Genomic DNA, 18,317 nt, shown 5'->3' with positions numbered 1-18,317 from the left:
AGAGCGCTCTCATGCTGGTCTGATGTGTGGGTGGGGTGTGGCGCCAGCGCGGTGCGCTGACGCGAGCGCGGGTCTGCGGCGTGAGCGCGCCCCTCCGGAGGGGCGCGCTCACGCGCTGGGGCCGCGGTGACGCCGATTCGACAGCGGTCACGTCAGCGCGCGCTGGCACCCGGATGACCCTTCAGCGCGGTGCGCTGGCGGCGGTCACCCCGCGCTCACGTCAGCGCGGTGCGCTGGCAAACCGACGAACGACGGTCAGCGACGGGCGGACGGATCGACGACGCGGTTGCTCGCGGTGTCGGGTGACAGCTGCGACCCCGCCAGCTCGGCGGCACGCTGGGCGGCGAGCGACAACTCGTCCTCGGCGTCCTCCGCGGCCTGGGCGTCGGTGCGCTCCTGCAGCGCGGACTTCGCCCGCAGCGGCGGCGCCTTGAGGAACCAGCTCAGCACGAACGCGACGGCGACCACCGCGAAGCTCACCCAGAACACGGTCACGGTCGCATCCGCGAACCCCGTGAGGAACGGCGCGGCCAGGTCGTGGTTCGCACCGACGAGGAACGAGGTGTCGCCGTCGAGCGCGGAACCGGCCGAGCCGCTGTTCTCCTGCGCCCGCTGCAGCACCTTGAGGATGCCCTCGTTCGCCGGGTCCGACAGCACGGCCGGGTCCTGCGCCGCAGCCCGGACCCGCTCGCTGAGCGTCGGGTCGGCGAACGCCGCCGCGATGGTCGTCGGGATCCGCGTGTAGAGCACGGAGAAGATCACGGCCGTGCCCAGCGTTCCACCGATCTGACGGAAGAAGGTCGACGAGCTCGTCGCCACCCCGATGTCGCGTGCCTCGACGGCGTTCTGGCTCGCGATCGTCAGCGTCTGCATCAGCTGGCCGAGTCCGAGGCCGACGAGCAGCATGCCGCCCATCATCCACCAGACCGGCTTGTCGGCCGTCGCGAAGCTGAAGTAGAAGAAGCCGCTCAGGAGCAGGAAGGTCCCGACGATCGGGAACGCCTTGTACTTGCCGGTCCGCGCGATGATCTGGCCGCTCGCGATCGACGAGATCATGAGGCCGAGGATCATCGGCAGCATCAGCAGGCCGGACTCGGTCGGCGTCGCGCCCTCGACGAGCTGCAGGAACAGCGGCACCGTCATCATCGCGCCGAACATGCCGAACCCGACGAGCACGCCGAGGATGGTGGCGACCCGGAAGGTCGAGTTCTTGAAGAGCTTCAACGGGATGAGCGCATCGTCGCCCATGGCCCGCTCGACGAGGATGAACCCGATGATGCCGGCGACCCCGATGGCGTAGCAGGCGATGGACCCGGCCGAGGCCCAGCCCCAGATGCGGCCCTGCTCGGCGACGAGCAGCAGCGGCACGACGGCGAGGACGACCGTGGCGGCACCCCACCAGTCGATGCGGACGCTGTGGCGCGTGTGCGGGATGTGCAGGAAACGGAGGACGATCGCGAGCGCGATGACACCGATCGGCAGGTTGATGAGGAACACCCAGCGCCAGCCGGTGATGAACAGCAGCTCGGGGGCACCGGCGAACAGGCCGCCGATGAGCGGGCCGATGACGCTCGAGACGCCGAAGACCGCGAGGAAGTACCCCTGGTACTTGGCGCGCTCGCGCGGGGCCAGCATGTCGCCCATGATCGTCAGCGGCAGGGCCATGAGGCCACCGGCGCCGAGGCCCTGGATGGCACGGAAGATCGCCAGCTCGTACATCGAACCGGACATGCCGGCGAGGAGCGAGCCGATGAGGAAGATCGAGATCGCGATGATGAACAGCGGGCGGCGGCCGAAGATGTCGGACAGCTTGCCGTAGATCGGCGTCGAGACGGTCGAGGTGATCAGGTACGCGGTGGTGACCCACGCCTGGAGGGCCATGCCGTCGAGGTCGTCGGCGATCGTGCGCATCGAGGTGCCGACGATGGTCTGGTCGAGTGCGGAGAGGAACATCCCGGCCATGAGGCCGAAGATGATGAAGAGGATCTGCCGGTGACTGAGGACGGGGGCGGATCCCGACGGCTCGGTCGAGGCGGGGGAACTGGATGACATGCGGTCTCGTTCGACTCTGGGCGCGCCGGTTTGCAGGCGCACCGACGTTGGGGATTTTGCGTAGTGTGCAAACTTACACCCGGCGCAAGTTCCGCGGCAACCGCTTCGGTCAGGGCGTGGTGGTCGGCGCTGCGTCGAGGTTCGCGTCGAGCGCCGCGAGGTAGTCCAGGGTGGCCGTGAGTGCCACGTGGGCGTCGTCGAGGTCGAGGTGGAACTGGTACTCGTGGGGGAGTGCCGGCTCGTGGTCCGCGGCCCAGAACAGCTTCGTGACGTCGACGCCGGCGTCCTCGAGGGCGCTGCTCATCGGGACCGACTGCAACCAGGTGAGCGCGTCGCCGTTCCCGCCGGTGATGAAGGTCGGCGGGAAGTCGGCGGTGACGAAGTCGATCGTCGACATGAGCGCGCCGGTCGACGTCTCCGACCAGTCCTTCGTACCCGCGTAGGCCCAGAGGGCGGTCTGGAGGCCCCAGGCGCCGATGCCGTCGAGCTCGGCCATCGACGGCAGGTCGTAGACCCCGCAGTTGAGGATCGTCCCGACGAGCTGGTCGGCGTCGATACCAGGGGTCATGCCCGACAGCGTCGCGTAGTCGGGGTTGGTCGTGAGGACGGCGAGCTGGCTGGCGAGCTGCGATCCCGCTGAGTCGCCCGCGAGCACGAGGCGATCCGGGTTCCCGTTCCACTCGGCGGCGTGCTCCGAGATGTACGCGAGGGCGTCGTTGAGTTGGTTCACGGCCGTCGGATAGACGGCCTCGGGAGCGATCGTGTAGTTGACCGCGATCGTCGTGTACCCCGCTGCTGCGAGGATGCGGAGGTAGGGCTCGACGTTGCCCTTCTCGCCGGAGATCCAGGCGCCGCCGTGGATCCAGACGATCGTGGTCAGCGGTTCGGTGCCGTCCGCTGGGGTGAAGACGTCGAGGGTGGTGTCCACCTGTGGTCGGCCGCCGCTCGGTGCCGCGTACGCGATGTCGCGGAACTCCGTGAGCTTCGTGTCGGGGACGTACGGTTCCATCTCGGCGACCGTCGCAGCACCGCCGCGTTCGAACACCGAGCGGATGAGGAGCGCGGACGGCCACGGGGTGATGGCCGCGATGACCGCGACGACGAGGCCGAGACCGATCACGACGGCGGCCGCGGTCAGGAGCCGACGGAATCGCGGGCGCTTCCGGTGCGTCGGCGCGTGGTGTGCTGGCGTCCCTGCGGTCATGGTCGGGCCCCTCGTCCGGTGTGCAAGCCTGTCGACAGTGTGGCAGAGGCGCATGCGCCGTGTCGCGGTTAGGCTCGACGTGTGACCGCAGCCCACCAGCCCTCCCACCGACGCCCGGTTTCGCGGCGCGTCCGACGCAACCGCGTGATCGCGTTGAGCGTCCTGGCCGCCGCGCTCGCGATCCTGCTCGTGGTGCTCGTCGTGAACATCGCCGGCGGCGCCACGCCCACCCCGGCCGCCGCCACGAAGACGCCGAGCGCGACCCCGTCCGTCACCCCGACGCCGACCCCCACGCCGACGCCGACGGAGACGGTTCCGGTCGCGCCCCCAGCCCCGCCGGCGTTCGACAAGGCCGCCTACTCGATCGACGACCCGCTGAGCCCGTGGGTGGTCGTCAACAAGACCCGGCCGCTGAACCCGGTCGACTACACACCACCGGACCTCGTGTCCGTCCCCGTCGCCCACACGTGGGACCCGCTGTTGCGTGCCGAGGCCGCCGCCGCGATCGTGCAGCTGTTCGACACCGCCTCGGCAGAGGCCGGCCTGTCGCTCGCTTCGAACAGCGCGTACCGCAGCTACTCGAGCCAGGTGTCGGTGTACAACAGTGAACCCGACGACTCGACGACCGCGCGCCCCGGCTACAGCGAGCACCAGACCGGCTGGACGATGGACATCGGTGCCGAGAGCGGCAACTGCTCGCTCAACACCTGCTTCGGCGACACGGCGGAGGGGCAGTGGCTCGCCGCGAACGCCTACCGCTTCGGGTTCCTCCTGCGGTACCCGGCCGACAAGGTCGACGTCACCGGCTTCTCGTTCGAGCCATGGCACTACCGCTACATCGGCGTGCCGCTCGCGACCGAGATGCACAACACGGGCGTGACGACGCTCGAGGAGTTCTTCGGGCTCCCGGCGGCTCCCGGGTACCTGAACTAGCCCTTCGACAGGCTCAGGGACCGGGGCGGAGCGGGCTCAGGGACCGGGGGTCGGCTCGTCCCTAGGCGACAGGCCCGGATGCAGGCGACGGGCTCGGCGAGCGTGTGTCCGCTCACCGAGCCCGTCGAGGCGTCGGCTGCCTAGGCGCCGAGGGCGGCGTCGACGATCTGCTTCGCCTCCGCCTGGACGAGCTTGAGGTGCTCCGCGCCCTTGAACGACTCGGCGTAGATCTTGTAGACGTCCTCGGTGCCGGACGGACGCGCGGCGAACCACGCGTGCTCGGTCACGACCTTGACGCCGCCGATGGCCGCGTCGTTGCCCGGCGCGTGACTGAGCTTCGCGACGATCGGGTCGCCGGCGAGCTCGGTCGCCGTGATGGCGTCGCCGTCGAGCTTGCCGAGCCGCGCCTTCTGTTCCTTCGAGGCGGCGGCGTCGACGCGCTCGTACACGGGGTCGCCGAAGCGCTCGGTCAGCTCCCGGTAGAGCACCGAAGGGGTCTTGCCCGTCACGGCGAGGATCTCGGCGGCGAGCAGGCAGAGGAGGATGCCGTCCTTGTCGGTGGTCCACACCGAGCCGTCGAAGCGGAGGAAGCTCGCGCCGGCGCTCTCCTCGCCACCGAAGCCGACCGAGCCGTCGACGAGACCGGGAACGAACCACTTGAAGCCGACCGGGACCTCCCAGAGGCGGCGTCCGAGGGACTCGGCCACGCGGTCGACGACCGACGACGACACGAGGGTCTTGCCCACGGCTGCGTCCTCGCGCCAACCCGGCCGGTTCGCGTAGAGGTAGTCGATCGCGACGGCGAGGTAATGGTTGGGGTTCATGAGCCCGGCGTCGGGCGTGACGATGCCGTGGCGGTCCGCGTCGGCGTCATTGCCGGTGAGGAGGTCGAACTCGTCGCGTCGTGCGACGAGCGCCGCCATGGCGGAGGGCGACGACGGGTCCATGCGGATCTTGCCGTCCCAGTCGAGCGTCATGAACGCCCAGGCCGGGTCGACGTGCGGGTTCACGACGGTGAGGTCGATCTCGTAGCGGTCGGCGATCGCCTGCCAGTAGTGGACGCTCGCACCGCCGAGGGGGTCGGCACCGATGCGGATCCCGCTGCGCTTGATGGCGTCGAGGTTGATGATGTGCTTCAGGTCGTCGACGTAGTTGCCGCGGAAGTCGTACGTCTCGACGGCAGACGGTTCCGCCATCTTGACGTCGTGCAGCCCACCGGCGATGAGCTCGTTGGCGCGGTTCGCGATCCAGGAGGTCGCGTCGGAGTCGGCAGGTCCGCCGTGCGGGGGGTTGTACTTGAAGCCGCCGTCGGCCGGCGGGTTGTGGCTGGGCGTGACGACGATGCCGTCCGCCTGGTCGCCGTTGCCCTCGGCGTTGTACTTGAGGATCGCGTGGCTGAGCGCCGGGGTCGGCACGAAGTCGTCGAACTCGTCGACCAGGACGCGCACACCGTTGGCGACCAGGACCTCGAGGGCCGTCGTCTGCGCCGGCCCGCTGAGCGCGTGGGTGTCGGAGCCGATGAAGAGCGGCCCGGTGATCCCCTGGCTCGCGCGGTACTCGACGATCGCCTGCGTGGTGGCGGCGATGTGGTCCTGGTTGAACGCGGTGTTCAGCGAGGAGCCGCGGTGGCCGGAGGTGCCGAACACCACCCGCTGCTCGGGGATCGAGACGTCCGGCTTCAGCGTGTAGTACGCGTCGATGAGCGACGGGACGTCGATCAGATCTGCTTCGGTGGCGGGGGTACCTGCGCGATCGTTCATCGCACCAGTCTGGCAGGAACGACCGATGTCAGGAAGGCGCTTGACCCGTGGCGAGTGGCGATTCCCAGCGGAGGTCGGGGAAGCGCGCGAAGTCGCGATCGAGCGTGACGAAGGTGGCCCGGTGTTCGATCGCGAGTGCGGCGTGGGCCGCGTCCGAGACGAGGTTGCCTTGGGCCTCGACCGCTGCACAGAGCGAGGTGAAGACCGTCCAGAACGACGGGCCAGGGCGGACGACCTGAACGCCGGGCTCGTCGCGGAGTCGCTGCATCTGCTCGAGCGCGACGGAGATCGGAGTGGGGTCGACGAAGATCCGACGCTGGGTCACGATCCGGATGTACCCCGCGAGCACGGCTTCGCTGACGCCCAGGGGCTCTCTCGATCGGACGGCATCTTCCAACCAGGTTGCGAGCGTGCGGTGGTGTTGTGAATCGGGTCGGAACGCGCCGATGAGGACGTTGGTGTCGACCACCTTCACTCGAAACCGTCCATGATGTCCTCGAGTTGCGCGTTGTTCGTGAGGTCGATTCCTGGGCGGGGTCCTCCCTGGCCGTACGGCACGACCTTGTAGGGCTCCCGCTCGGGCGGTGCGGCCGCTGCGGCCAGCTTCGCGCGCAGGGCCTCTTCGATGTAGGCGGTCACGGTCTTCCCCTCCTGCGAGGCGTGCTCGCGGACGGCCTCGTAGAACTCGTCGGCGAGTCGGATGGTCGTTCGCATGAGCCGAGCCTACGAAGGCGTATGTCGGTATGTCAACGACGCTACCCGGTTCCCTCGGCGCAGGGGCGGGCCGACACAGATCTGTGGAGAGGTCGCTGCTCCGGGTGCCTGTGGAGGGCCGTCGACTAGCGCGTGGCGAGGAGCGCCGCGGCCGAGGCGGAAGCGGAGGCGGTCGTGGAGGTGCTCGTCGTGGATGCGCCCGCCCCGGCGCCCGCGGCGTCCGGCACGGAGGTGCGCTGGTGGGACGACCCGGGCGTCGTCAGGTCGGCGACCGCGTAGGCCTGACCCGTGACGATGCGCTGGATGGCGTAGAGGCTCTCGGTGGCCGGCCCGAGGTACTTGCCCCGGTCGTCGGCGTTGCTCGACCCGACCGCGTTGTGTCCCTCGACGGCGCCGAGGTGGTCGCCGTCGCCGAGCGTCAGCCCGTCCGAGCCGAAGGTGGTCGCGCCCCAGGAGCTCGTCGCTGGGTCGGCTCGACCGGACAGGAGCTGGCCGAGACCGGCGAGGGTGTCGGCGCTCGCTTGGGAGGCGTAGACGCGGCCGGCCGGGACGTGCAGATCGTCGATCCCGATCTCCGTCGGGATGCCGGCCGAACCGAGCATGACGAAGTCGTCGACGTGATAGTCGCCGGACGCCAACGCGAGCGAGGCCGTCGCCGTGCCGTAGGAGTGCGCCACGACGCTCAACCGGGAGACGACGCCGTGAGCGGAACGGACGGCGTCGTATCCGGCGAGCACCCCGGCGAGCAGGGGAGCCCCCTCGATGGCCCGGTCGTTCGACGGCACCTCGAGTGCGCTCGGGCTGTGTCCGCCGATCCAGAGGATGACCGCACTGTCGGCTGCGGCGGTCTGGATGCGCTTCGCCCCGCGCAGGTAGTCGTCGAGTTCGAGGGCGCTGCTGTTCATCCCGGGGACGAGCACCGTGACGTAGGCGGCGGTGTCCACGTCTCCGACGGCGACCGCGACCCGCGGGGGTCCGGAGCCGCCCGCCTGCAACGTGATCAGGTACTCCGGCTGGAGGCGGGCGGCGATCGCGTCCGGTGCGTACCGGTCGGCGAGCAGCTTGATCGCGTCCAGGCGCGACAGGGTCGTGGCGAGGGCCGCCGAGTCCGCCTGCCCGTCGACCTGGTCGCTGCTCACCGTCAGCGAGCGGTAGCTCGCCTCGGTGTCGGCGAGGAGGCCGGCGAGCCGGGAGACGTTGGCCGTCGCCCGGTCCGTGTAGGCGACGCCCTCGAGGTTGCCGATGACCGCCGGGTAACCGGTGATGAGCAGTGCGCGGTATCCAGGAGCGAGCTCGGTCCACAGCTGCGCGACCTGCGATGAGGACATCGTCGTGAGGGTCGTCGCCGCCGCGGCGAGATCCCCGGCGTAGGCGGTGGTGAAGGCGGCGGCCGTCATCGTCGGGACGGAGGAGGCCGCCGGTGCGAAGTCGGCGGCGGAGATCGCGGACGCACCGGCGGTCGAGGTCTGCGTCACCGTGACCACGCCGGCCAGGATCGCGGCGATCGCGACGGTCATGACGAGCGACTTGACGAGGGTCGCGCGGGCCGCCGAGATCGGCCGGTGCACCCAGGTCGGCAGCGACAACGACGGGAGGCTCCAGGAGGAGCCGAGGCTGAACGCGGCCTCGCTGCCGCTCGCCAGGTTCAGTCGGGGAGTGGACCGCGGGGCGGCGTCGGTGAAGACACTCGTCACGTCACTCCTGTTCCTGTCTCAGCCCGTCGGGTGGAGCCTCGCGCGACATGGATCACGCATCGAGATCGGGGAGACGAACGGCCGTGAACTCGCTTCCCGAGACGAGCGGCAGCGCTCAATACACCCTTGTATCCATTGTGGCGGGTAGTGGCGTGATTTGAATAGCTCAAAACGGGGGGTATCGGGGCCGAAATGACCCGATCTTCCTGGAAATCACCCGAATGTGACCTGGATGGGAGTCAACGGTCGTCCAAGGGCGTGTCGCGAACCACACGGTACGCTCGGAGGCATGCCAGCCGCACCCGCCGACGACGCCCTCCGGAGCTACAGTTTCCTCGGTCCGAGCGGGACCTTCACCGAGGTGGCGCTCGGCCAGGTCGAGGAGGCCAGGGGCCAGATCTGGAAGCCCGTGTCGAACGTCGGCGAGGCGCTCGGCGACGTCCTCGAGGGCCGCAGCACAGCCGCGGTCATCGCCATCGAGAACTCGGTCGACGGAGGGGTGTCCGTGGCGCAGGATGCACTCGCCACGATGCCCGGTCTCCGCATCGTCGGCGAGGTGCTCGTGCCGGTGAACTTCGTGCTCGTCGCCCGCCCCGGAACCCGCCTCGAGGACGTCTCGGTCGTGAACGCGCACCCCGTCGCCTACGGGCAGTGCCACCTCTGGCTCGACGCCAAGCTGCCCTCGCACGGACACATCCCGGCGTCGAGCAACGTCGCCGCCGCGGCCTCGCTCCTCGACGGCACCTCCACCGCCGACGCCGCGGTCGCCCCGCCCGGCATCGTGAACCACTACGACCTCGACGTCCTCGCGGAGAACATCGGCGACAACCCGAACGCCGTGACCCGCTTCGTCGTCGTCAGTCGCTCACGGGAGATCCCGGCCAGGACGGGCGCCGACAAGACGAGCCTCATCGTCGAGCTGCCGAACGACGAGTCCGGCTCGCTGCTCGGCATGCTCGAGCAGTTCTCCACGCGAGGCGTGAACCTGAGCCTCATCGAGTCGCGGCCCATCGGCGACGCGCTCGGCCGGTACCGCTTCGTGATCGACGCCCTCGGACACATCGAGGACGAGCGGATGGCCGACGCCCTGCTGGGGCTCCGACGCTTCAGCCCGAATGTGATCTTCCTGGGCTCGTACCCGAGCGCCGATCGCACCGCCGTCGACTACCACTCCCGGTACAACGACGAGGTGTTCATCGAGGCCCGCGACTGGTTGCGCGGGCTGCTCTCGGCGGAGCCGCTCGACGACTGAGCTGTCACGTTCGCGCGTAACTCCTGCTGTCGGTCCGTGTCCGAGCTCGGGGACGGGGTGTCAGCGGGATTCGCGGCCGGGTGCAGGAGTTGTGGACGCCGACCGCGCGTCAACGGTGCTTCAGCTGACGATGTCGACACCGTGACCGCGGAGGCGCCGCTGGTCGGCGGTGAGCGAGGCGATGAGCCGCTCGTTCGTCCCGCGGATGTGGCGCGCGACGAGGTCCGCCGCGCGCTCGGGGTCGCGCGCCGCGACCGCGTCGAGGATGGCGCGGTGCTCCGTGGCGGCCTGCTCTCGGGCCTCGGGCGTCCGTACCTCGAGCCAGCGGGTGCGGGCGAGCCGGACCATCGCGCCGTGCACCCCTTCGGCGAGCAGGTGGTTCGCGGACAGCGCCGCGAGCTCCTCGTGGAAGTCGCCGCCGACGCGGAGCACCGTGTGCTCGTCGTCGGGGCGGGGTTCGTCGAGCAGGGTGCGGATCGCGGCGAGCTGCGCTTCGGTCGCGCGTTCGGCGGCGAGCCGGACGCCGGCGGTCTCGAGCGCCTCACGGACCTCGGCGATGAGGCCGATCTCCTCGAGGTCGATGGGGGCGACGATCCAGCCGCGGCCGTCGCGACGCGCCAGTCCCTCGGCCTCGAGCCGGGTGAGTGCGGCGCGCACGGGCGTCCGTGACGCCGCGAAGCGTTGCTCGAGCCCCCGCTCGGTGAGCGGCTGCCCGGGCGCGAGGTCGAGGGTCAGGATCGCCCCGCGGAGGCGCTCGTAGAGCTGCGTGGTCTGCGTCGGAGTGCTCATCCGTGTTCCCGATCCGGCCGGTGGCGATTGGTATACCAAAATGGTGTACCGTCATGCTAGCAGTGGGAGACGCCCAGCGCAGGAAGCGGCACGATGACCGGAACGACACCAGCCCCCGTGGCCCCGGCGACCGCTCGCGGGGCGCGTCCACCGATGCCGAACGCCGGTCGGGCCTGGACCGTCCTCGGGCTCGGCGTCGCCGCGCAGACCGCCGGCACGCTCTTCGTCAGCACCCCGGCGTTCCTCATCCCGCTCCTGCACGCCGAGCGGGGCATGTCGCTCGCCGAGGCCGGCGTCCTGGCCGCTGCCCCCACGCTCGGCATGGTGCTGACGCTCATCGCCTGGGGCTGGCTGGCCGACCGTGTCGGCGAGCGCATCGTCATCGCCGGCGGCCTCGCCCTCACCGCGCTGGCCGCTGCCGGGGCGATCGCCGCGGACGGCCTCATCCCCTCGCTCGGCTACGGTCCACTCGGCATCCTGCTCCTCCTCGGTGGTGCCGCCTCCGCGAGCACGAACTCGGCGAGCGGCCGGATCGTCGTCGGCTGGTTCCCGAAGGACCGCCGCGGCCTCGCGATGGGGATCCGCCAGATGTCACAGCCGCTCGGCGTCACGGCGGCCGCGGTGACGGTGCCGTCCGTGGCGGCGGCGTCGGGCATCTCCGCCGCACTCCTGATCTCGCTCGTCGCGACGGGTGTCCTCGCCGTGGCCTGCACCGTCGGACTCCGGAATCCGCCACGGACCGTCGTGCCGAAGCCGGTCTCGACGGAGACGACGCCGAACCCCGTGGCCGCGCGACCACGCAACCCCTACCGAGGCGACGGCTTCCTCTGGCGCATCCACGCGGTGTCGATCCTGCTCGTGGTGCCGCAGTTCACGCTCACGACCTTCGCGCTCGTCTGGCTCGTCACCGATCAGGGCTGGAACGCGCTCGCGGCGGGCGTGCTCGTCGGTGTCGCGCAGTTCGTCGGAGCGATCGGTCGGATCGGCGTCGGGGTGTTGAGCGACCGGGTCGGCAGCCGGGTGCGACCGCTGCGCTGGGTGGCGGTGTCGGCGGTCGTCGTCATGTTGCTCCTCGCCGGCGTCGGGCTGCTGCAGTGGCCCGTGGCTGTCGCCGTCGCGCTCGTCGTCGCCAGTGCCGTGACGGTCGCCGACAACGGGCTGGCCTTCACCTCGGTCGCCGAGATGGCCGGCCCCGCCTGGGCCGGGCGGGCGCTGGGAGCGCAGAACACCGGCCAGTTCATCGCCGCGTCGGTCGTCGGTCCGGCGGTCGGTGCGCTCATCGGCTTGGTCGGCTATCCGCTCGCCTTCCTCGCGGTCGCGGTGCTCCCGGCCCTCGCGATCCCGATCATCCCGAGCGAGGCCGCGGAGCACGACCACCTCTAGGTCGTCGTCCCACTGGTCCGGCCGGCTCGTCTAGTCGACGTTTGACGGATATCTATCGCGGCTGCCAGGCTTGCCGAGGCCCCACGACGGCCCGTGTACCTCCCCGCCGGCGAGTCGCGCTCCACTGCCTCCGACCACCGTCGAGCGACAGCCGGAGACGCCTGGTCGGCCGATCAGAAAGCACCACAGTGACCGGCACCACCACGTCCACCGACCCCGTCCACGCCGTCGCGGAGGCCGCCCTGCGGCGCAACGCGGGCGAACCCGAGTTCCACCAGGCGCTCCTCGAAGTCCTCGAGTCCATCCGCCCGGCGCTCGACGAACACCCCGAGTACCTCGAGGCGGGCATCCTCGAACGTCTCGTCGAACCCGAGCGGCAGGTCGTCTTCCGTGTGCCGTGGACCGACGACCGCAACCGGGTGCAGGTGAACCGCGGATTCCGCGTCCAGTTCAACTCGGCGCTCGGCCCGTACAAGGGCGGGTTGCGCTTCCACCCGAGCGTGAACCTGTCGATCGTGAAGTTCCTCGGGTTCGAGCAGATCTTCAAGAACGCCCTCACCGCGCAGGGCATCGGCGGCGCGAAGGGCGGCAGCGACTTCGACCCGCACGGGCGGTCGGACGCCGAGATCATGCGCTTCTGCCAGAGCTTCATGAACGAGCTCTACCGCCACCTCGGCGAGCACACCGACGTCCCGGCCGGCGACATCGGCGTCGGCGCGCGCGAGATCGGCTTCCTCTTCGGCCAGTACCGGAAGATCACCAACCGTCACGAGTCGGGCATGTTCACCGGCAAGGGTGTCGGCTGGGGCGGCGCCGAGGTGCGTACCGAGGCGACCGGGTACGGGACGGTGTTCTTCGTGGACGAGATGCTCGCCGTCGACGGCCGCGGGGTCGAGGGCAAGCGCGTCATCGTGTCGGGTTCCGGGAACGTCGCGACCTACGCGATCGAGAAGGTCCACCAGCTCGGCGGGACCGCCGTCACCGCGTCGGACTCCTCCGGATACGTGGTCGACGACGCCGGCATCGACCTCGAGCTCCTCAAGCAGATCAAGGAGGTCGAGCGCGGCCGGATCTCCGAGTACGCCGCCCGCCGTCAGGGCGCCCACTTCGTCGCCGGCGGCAGCGTCTGGGACGTCCCGGGGGAGATCGCGCTGCCGAGTGCGACGCAGAACGAGCTGCACGAACGCGACGCGATCGCCCTCGTGAAGCACGGCGTCATCGCGGTCGCGGAGGGCGCGAACATGCCGTCGACGCCCGAGGCCGTGCGGGTGTTCCAGCAGGCCGGCGTCCTCTTCGGCCCGGGGAAGGCGGCGAACGCCGGTGGCGTGGCGACCTCGGCGCTCGAGATGAGCCAGAACGCTGCCAGGCAGCGGTGGTCCTTCGACGACAGCGAGGTGAAATTGCGCGGCATCATGCACGGCGTGCACCGCGCCGCCTACGAGGCCGCCGAGCGCTACGGCCGGCCGGGCGACTACGTCGTCGGGGCGAACACCGCCGCGTTCGTGAAGGTCGCGGACGCGATGCTCGCCCAGGGCGTCATCTAGTCCCGCCCTCGTCCCCGACTCAGGAGTGCTCCGGCGCGTCGACCGCTGACGGGCCCGGCGCGCCGCGCACCTCCTGAGTCGGGGACGCGGAATCCGCCGGCGAAGGACACGGCGGGTGTCGGATTGCGACGGGGTGGTCGGCTCCTGGACGGCGAGTGACTAGCCTCGAAGGGTGACCGACCCCCGCCCCGCAACCACCGTCATCGTCGGTGCCGGCCTCTTCGGCTTGGCGACCGCCGTCCACCTCGCCCGCGCCGGGCGACGGGTGACGGTCCTCGAGTCGGGCACCGCCGCCGGAGCGACGACCGCGGCGGGAGCGGGCTTCGTCGGCCTGTGGGCGGCGGGCTACGCCTGGTACTGGGACGAGTCGGAACTCGCCCTCGAGCAGGCGGGCCTCGACTTCTACCGCGGGCTCGACGCGGCCGGATACGACATCGGGCTGCGGAACACGGGCAACGTGTGGCTCGCGCTCACCGAGCAGGCCGTGCTCGATCACCTGCTGCCGTTCGCCGAGCACCCGCTCCGACCCGAGGACGCCCGCCTGCTCACCGCCGTCGAGACCGCTGAGCTCGTTCCAGGTCTCGACCCTGAGGCCATCGTCGGGGCGTTCATCCATCCCGACGGCATCCAGATCAGCGCGCCCGACGCCGGACTCGCGCTCGCGGCGCTCGCCCGGGCCGAGGGCGTCGAGATCGTCGAGCACACGCCCGTCGTCGATCTCCTCGCCGAGGGCGGCCGAGCCGTCGGCGTGCTGACCGCCACCGGCGAGCGCGTCCTCGGCGACGAGGTCGTCCTCGCCGCAGGGTCCTGGACGAACGGACTCCTCGCCGCCACGGACCGCGTGCTGCCGTTCGCACGCGTGATCGCGAGCCGCCTGACCACCGCCCCGTTCGGCCTCGGCGAGGTGCCGACCCTCATGATCCCGGAACTCGACGGACTGTGGATCCGGGAACACCTCGGCGGTCTCACCTATGGCAACGGCGTCGGCTACGAGGCGCTCGCGGTGCATGACAGCCCGGCCGACCGTCGCCCGGACCGCCCCGACCTCGTCGAGGCGATGCGGGAGCACCTGTCGCCGATCATCGCCGAGCTCGTCCCGGCCGCCGCGCCCGTCGTCGACGACGCCGAAGCCGTGCAGGGGATCGTGTCGTACACCGCGGACCGCCGCTTCATCGCGGGGCCCGTCCCGGAGCTCGACGGGCTGTACGTCGTGGCCGGCGACAACGAGTCCGGCGTCACGCACGGCCCCGGACTCGGCCGGATGCTCGCCGAACTGATGGTCACGGGTGAGAGCCCCTTCGTCGACGCGTCGCGATACGCGCCCGGTCGATTCCCGTCCCGTCCGTTCGCCGACGAGGCCGCCGTGGCCGCCGCGATGCCGGCTCGTCGGGCGGTCGACGCGCGCGCCACCGCAGCGACGCGCGCGACCACGGAGTCGGGCCTGCCTGCGGAGTCGGGCCGATGACCGCGCCGGGTCCGGCAGCGGACGCGACGCCGACCGCGCTGCCGGCGCGCGCCGAGGTCGTGGTCATCGGTGCCGGGATCGTCGGTGCGGCGGCTGCGCGCTCGCTGGCCGAGCAGGGCCGGGACGTGCTGCTCCTCGAGCGGTACCCGCGCGGTCACGAGCACGGCTCCTCACATGGCGCGACCCGCATCTTCCGTCAGGGCTACGACGCCGACGACTACGTCTCCCTGACCTCGGAGGCGCTCGCGGCCTGGCGGGCGCTCGAGTCGGCGAGCGGACGGACGCTGCTCGACCTCACCGGCGCGCTCGACCACGGCCGACCCGAGATGCTCTCGGCGATCGAGGCGGCGATGACCCGAGGCGGGATCGCGTCGGAGCGCCTCACCCCGGAGCAGGCGAGCGACCGCTGGCCCGGACTGCGGTTCGACCGCGAGGTCCTCCACCACGCGACCGGCGGGCGACTGTACTCCGCCGAGGCGATCGAAGCCCTGCTCGACCTCGCCGAGGTGGCCGGAGCGACCCTGCGCTTCGGCGTGCGGGTGACGGGCGTCGAACCGGCCGAGTCGAACGATCCGACCGCGGGTGTCGACGGCGCCGTCGTCCGCACCGAGCTGGGCGACGTCGTCGCGGACCACGTGGTCGTCGCGGCCGGCTCCTGGACGCCCGACCTCGTCGGCGACCTCGCTCGCAGCGTCGGTCGTCCGCTGCCCGAGATCGTCGTGACGCAGGTCCAGCCCGCGCATTTCCCGAGCGAACTGGGCGCCGACGCCTGGCCGAGTTTCGTCCACTATCCCGCCGAGGGGTCGAGCGTGTACGGCCTGCTGACGCCGGGCGAGGGGGTCAAGGTCGGGCTGCACGGCGGTGCCGTCCACGTCCACCCCGACGAACGCGACGGCCTCGCCGAACCCGTGGAACTCGCGCGGCTCACCGCCTACGTCGCCGAATGGGTGCCCGGCGTCGACGCGTCCGCACCCCATACCATCAGCTGCCTCTACGATCTGAGCCCCAGCGAGGATTTCGTGATCGACCGGATCGACAGCATCATCGTCACGACGGGATTCTCCGGTCACGGGTTCAAGTTCGGCCCGGTGCTGGGACGCCTCATCGCCGAGCTCGTCGACGGAGCCGAACCGCACCCGAGGTTCGCGCTCGCCGCCCACGCGGTCCCCGTCGCGCCATCAGCATCAGCACCCCCGCAGTCACCCGAAGGAACCGCTCCATGAACCGATCCGCCAGATTCGCCACGGTCGCCATCGGCCTCGGTGTCGTCGCCGCCCTCACCGGTTGCACGGCCCAGGGCGGGACCACCACGACCACCGCGCTCGTCATCGGCACGACCGATCAGATCGTCTCGCTCGACCCGGCCGGTGCCTGGGATCGCGGCTCCTTCACGCCGCAGAACCAGATCTACCAGCACCTCCTCAGCTACGACGAGGGCGACGTCGTCCCCGCCCCCGACGCGGCGGAATCGTGCGACTTCACCGACGAGACCACCTACGTCTGCACGGTCAAGGAGGGGCTGACCTTCTCCAACGGCCACGCGCTCACGGCCGAGGACGTCGTCTACTCCTTCACCCGCGTCCGTGAGATCGCCGCCGACAACGGTCCGTCGCCGCTGCTCGCGAACCTCGACAGCGTCGAGGAGGGTGACGACAACCAGGTCGTCTTCCACCTCACGGTGCCGAACGACCAGACCTGGCCCTACGTGCTCACGAGCATGGCCGGGCCGATCGTCGACGAAGAGGTCTTCCCGGCGGACAAGCTGCTGAGCGACGACGACGTGATCGGCTCCGGCCCCTACGCCGTCGACAGCTACCAGGCGGGCGGGCTGCTCTCCCTCGAGGCGAACTCGCGCTACTCCGGGACCCGCGCGAAGACGCAGCACGTCGTGCTCAAGCCGTACACGACGGCGTCGAACCTGCGGCTCGACCTGGAGAAGGGCGACGTCGACATCGCCTACCGCTCGCTGACCGCGACGGACGTCGCCGACCTCCGGAGCGACTCCGACCTGCAGGTCGTCGAGGGGCCGGGCGGTTCGGTGCGGTTCCTCACGTTCAACCTGAACACCCAGCCGGGCGCGAACGACGCGCAGAAGCTCGCCATCCGGCAGGCGGTCGCGTCGCTCGTCGATCGTGAGGAGATCGCCGACCAGGTCTACAAGGGCACCTACGCGCCGGCCTACTCGGTCGTCCTCGACGGGCAGACGGGTGCGACGCCCGCGTTCCAGACCGCGTACGGTGACGCGCCGGACCCGGCGAAGGCCGCGGCGATCCTCGCGGCCGCGGGCGTCAGCACCCCGGTCGCCCTGCCGATCCAGTACACGAGCGACCACTACGGCCCCGACTCCGACCAGGAGTACGCGCTCATCAAGTCGCAGCTGGAGACGTCCGGCCTGTTCACCGTCGACCTGCAGTCGACGGAGTGGACGAGCTACGTGAAGGAGCTGAACCCGGAGTCGGGTTACCCGGCGTACCAGCTCGGGTTCTTCCCGGACTACCCGGACCCCGACAACTTCCTGCGATCGGCGTACTCGACGACCGGCGCGTCCGTCGCCAACGGGTACTCGGACCCGGCCGTCGACGCGCTCATCGACACCGAGGCGACGGCGACCGACCCGGCGGCGCGCATCGCGGCGATCGAGCAGATCCAGGCGCTGACCGCGACCGCGGCTCCGATCATCCCGCTGCTCCAGGGCACCGAGACGGTCCTCGCCCAGAAGAACGTGACGGGCCTCGAGGACACGCTCGACGCCACCTACACCTTCCGCTTCGCGGTCCTCGACCGAACGAAGTAGCCGTCGCCGCCGGGGTGTGCGCCAGCGCGGTGCGCTGGCGTGAGCGCGGGTCTGTGACGTGAGCGCGCCCCTCCGGAGACCCGCGCTCGCGTGCGCGGGGAGCGCTCACGCCGGGTGTGCGTCATTCACGCGGGCGCACCGCGCCGGCACCCGGTGGGGAGGTCTCAGGTCAGCGCGGTGCGCTGGCGCGAGACCTGCCGAATCGGCGTGGGCGCGGGTCTGGGAGGTGAGCGCACCCCTCTGGAGACCCGCGCTCGCGGCTGCGGGGCGCGCTCGCGTCAGCGCACCGCGCTGGCATCCATCACAAGTGGGGGAGGACCTGGGCGAGCGCGATCGTGGCGTCGCCGGTCAGGGACAGGGTGCCGGCCTCGAGTCGGAGGGTGTCGTGCCGCTGGAGCGCACCAGGGCCGAGACCTGGCCCCTCCGCCGACAGCAGTCCATCGAGGAACACGACGAACGTGGTGGCTCCCGGCGGCGTGGTGACGAGCCTCGACCCGTCGACGACGCCGACCTCGAGCGATCCACGGAACCGGTCCCGCGACACCATCAGGTTGAGATCGAGCGTCGGCCCGACCACGCCCCGCGACGACACCGCTGAGGCCCCGTCGAAGGCGGCGACCTGCCACCGGTCCAACTCGACCGGCTCACCGTCGATCACGAGTCCGAGTCCGCCCGCCGACAACGCCATCAGTTGTCGGTCGACACCCGGGAACGACGAGAAGACGACGTCCGA

The 18,317-nt window shown here is 70.8% G+C and carries 14 protein-coding genes and 1 pseudogene; 7 read left to right on the top strand and 8 right to left on the bottom strand.

What is annotated here, in order from left to right:
- Window positions 1–255 precede the first annotated feature (255 nt).
- Together AC5JOC_RS04225 and AC5JOC_RS04220 are read right to left on the bottom strand one after the other, a co-directional pair.
- On the bottom strand, window positions 256–2,052 hold the full coding sequence (locus tag AC5JOC_RS04225; protein WP_079706445.1) for an MDR family MFS transporter: 1,797 nt from the start codon (window positions 2,050–2,052) through the stop codon (window positions 256–258).
- A gap of 109 nt (window positions 2,053–2,161) precedes the next feature.
- Window positions 2,162–3,256 (bottom strand): alpha/beta hydrolase, encoded by a 1,095-nt coding sequence (locus tag AC5JOC_RS04220; protein ID WP_494245495.1) that lies wholly within the window; start codon window positions 3,254–3,256, stop codon window positions 2,162–2,164.
- 81 nt (window positions 3,257–3,337) lie between these two features.
- Here AC5JOC_RS04220 and AC5JOC_RS04215 point away from each other — a divergent pair, with 81 nt between their 5' ends.
- Window positions 3,338–4,189: a M15 family metallopeptidase gene (locus AC5JOC_RS04215; RefSeq protein WP_229939707.1), complete on the top strand. Its 852-nt coding sequence runs from the start codon at window positions 3,338–3,340 to the stop codon at window positions 4,187–4,189.
- A 140-nt stretch (window positions 4,190–4,329) separates the two neighbouring features.
- Here AC5JOC_RS04215 and pgm read toward each other — a convergent pair whose 3' ends face one another.
- The 4 genes from pgm to AC5JOC_RS04195 all read right to left on the bottom strand — a co-directional run bounded on the left by pgm (window position 4,330) and on the right by AC5JOC_RS04195 (window position 8,357).
- Entirely contained in the window at window positions 4,330–5,949 is a 1,620-nt protein-coding gene (gene pgm / locus AC5JOC_RS04210) for a phosphoglucomutase (alpha-D-glucose-1,6-bisphosphate-dependent) (RefSeq protein WP_079706448.1), read from the bottom strand.
- A gap of 28 nt (window positions 5,950–5,977) precedes the next feature.
- Complete coding sequence (locus AC5JOC_RS04205; RefSeq protein WP_236555280.1) at window positions 5,978–6,418, bottom strand: type II toxin-antitoxin system VapC family toxin; 441 nt, start codon at window positions 6,416–6,418, stop codon at window positions 5,978–5,980.
- Between the two features lie 2 nt (window positions 6,419–6,420).
- A complete protein-coding gene (locus AC5JOC_RS04200) occupies window positions 6,421–6,663 on the bottom strand; it encodes a ribbon-helix-helix protein, CopG family (protein ID WP_192006260.1) in 243 nt (80 codons plus the stop codon).
- Between the two features lie 125 nt (window positions 6,664–6,788).
- Window positions 6,789–8,357: an alpha/beta hydrolase gene (locus AC5JOC_RS04195; RefSeq protein ID WP_494245493.1), complete on the bottom strand. Its 1,569-nt coding sequence runs from the start codon at window positions 8,355–8,357 to the stop codon at window positions 6,789–6,791.
- Window positions 8,358–8,646: 289 nt separating this feature from the next.
- On the opposite strand from AC5JOC_RS04195, the gene pheA reads away from it, so the two are divergent.
- The gene (gene pheA, locus AC5JOC_RS04190) at window positions 8,647–9,609 is read left to right on the top strand and encodes a prephenate dehydratase (protein WP_086475276.1); all 963 of its coding nucleotides are present in this window, start codon (window positions 8,647–8,649) and stop codon (window positions 9,607–9,609) included.
- Between the two features lie 120 nt (window positions 9,610–9,729).
- Here pheA and AC5JOC_RS04185 read toward each other — a convergent pair whose 3' ends face one another.
- Window positions 9,730–10,398 (bottom strand): GntR family transcriptional regulator, encoded by a 669-nt coding sequence (locus AC5JOC_RS04185; protein WP_192006256.1) that lies wholly within the window; start codon window positions 10,396–10,398, stop codon window positions 9,730–9,732.
- A 93-nt stretch (window positions 10,399–10,491) separates the two neighbouring features.
- Here AC5JOC_RS04185 and AC5JOC_RS04180 point away from each other — a divergent pair, with 93 nt between their 5' ends.
- The 5 genes from AC5JOC_RS04180 (at window position 10,492) to AC5JOC_RS04160 (ending at window position 17,584) form a co-directional block, all read left to right on the top strand.
- Window positions 10,492–11,781: an MFS transporter gene (locus AC5JOC_RS04180; RefSeq protein ID WP_425357596.1), complete on the top strand. Its 1,290-nt coding sequence runs from the start codon at window positions 10,492–10,494 to the stop codon at window positions 11,779–11,781.
- Window positions 11,782–11,969: 188 nt separating this feature from the next.
- The gene (gene gdhA / locus AC5JOC_RS04175; RefSeq protein WP_064296885.1) at window positions 11,970–13,325 is read left to right on the top strand and encodes an NADP-specific glutamate dehydrogenase; all 1,356 of its coding nucleotides are present in this window, start codon (window positions 11,970–11,972) and stop codon (window positions 13,323–13,325) included.
- Window positions 13,326–13,497: 172 nt separating this feature from the next.
- Window positions 13,498–14,790 (top strand): NAD(P)/FAD-dependent oxidoreductase, encoded by a 1,293-nt coding sequence (locus tag AC5JOC_RS04170; RefSeq protein WP_494245490.1) that lies wholly within the window; start codon window positions 13,498–13,500, stop codon window positions 14,788–14,790.
- Window positions 14,787–16,013 (top strand): FAD-dependent oxidoreductase, encoded by a 1,227-nt coding sequence (locus tag AC5JOC_RS04165; RefSeq protein WP_494245488.1) that lies wholly within the window; start codon window positions 14,787–14,789, stop codon window positions 16,011–16,013. The genes AC5JOC_RS04170 and AC5JOC_RS04165 overlap by 4 nt, the downstream gene beginning before the upstream one ends.
- Window positions 16,010–17,584 carry an ABC transporter substrate-binding protein gene (locus AC5JOC_RS04160; protein WP_426739137.1) on the top strand — a complete coding sequence of 525 codons (1,575 nt, stop codon included), beginning with the start codon at window positions 16,010–16,012 and terminating at the stop codon, window positions 17,582–17,584. The genes AC5JOC_RS04165 and AC5JOC_RS04160 overlap by 4 nt, the downstream gene beginning before the upstream one ends.
- 301 nt (window positions 17,585–17,885) lie before the next feature.
- Here the strand turns inward: AC5JOC_RS04160 and AC5JOC_RS04155 are convergent.
- A pseudogene (locus AC5JOC_RS04155) lies at window positions 17,886–18,299 on the bottom strand (HutD family protein); the annotation flags it as partial.
- Window positions 18,300–18,317 lie beyond the last annotated feature (18 nt).

The sequence above is a fragment of the Plantibacter sp. genome, from assembly GCF_059073635.1.
This window is presented reverse-complemented; position numbering and strand designations above follow the sequence as displayed.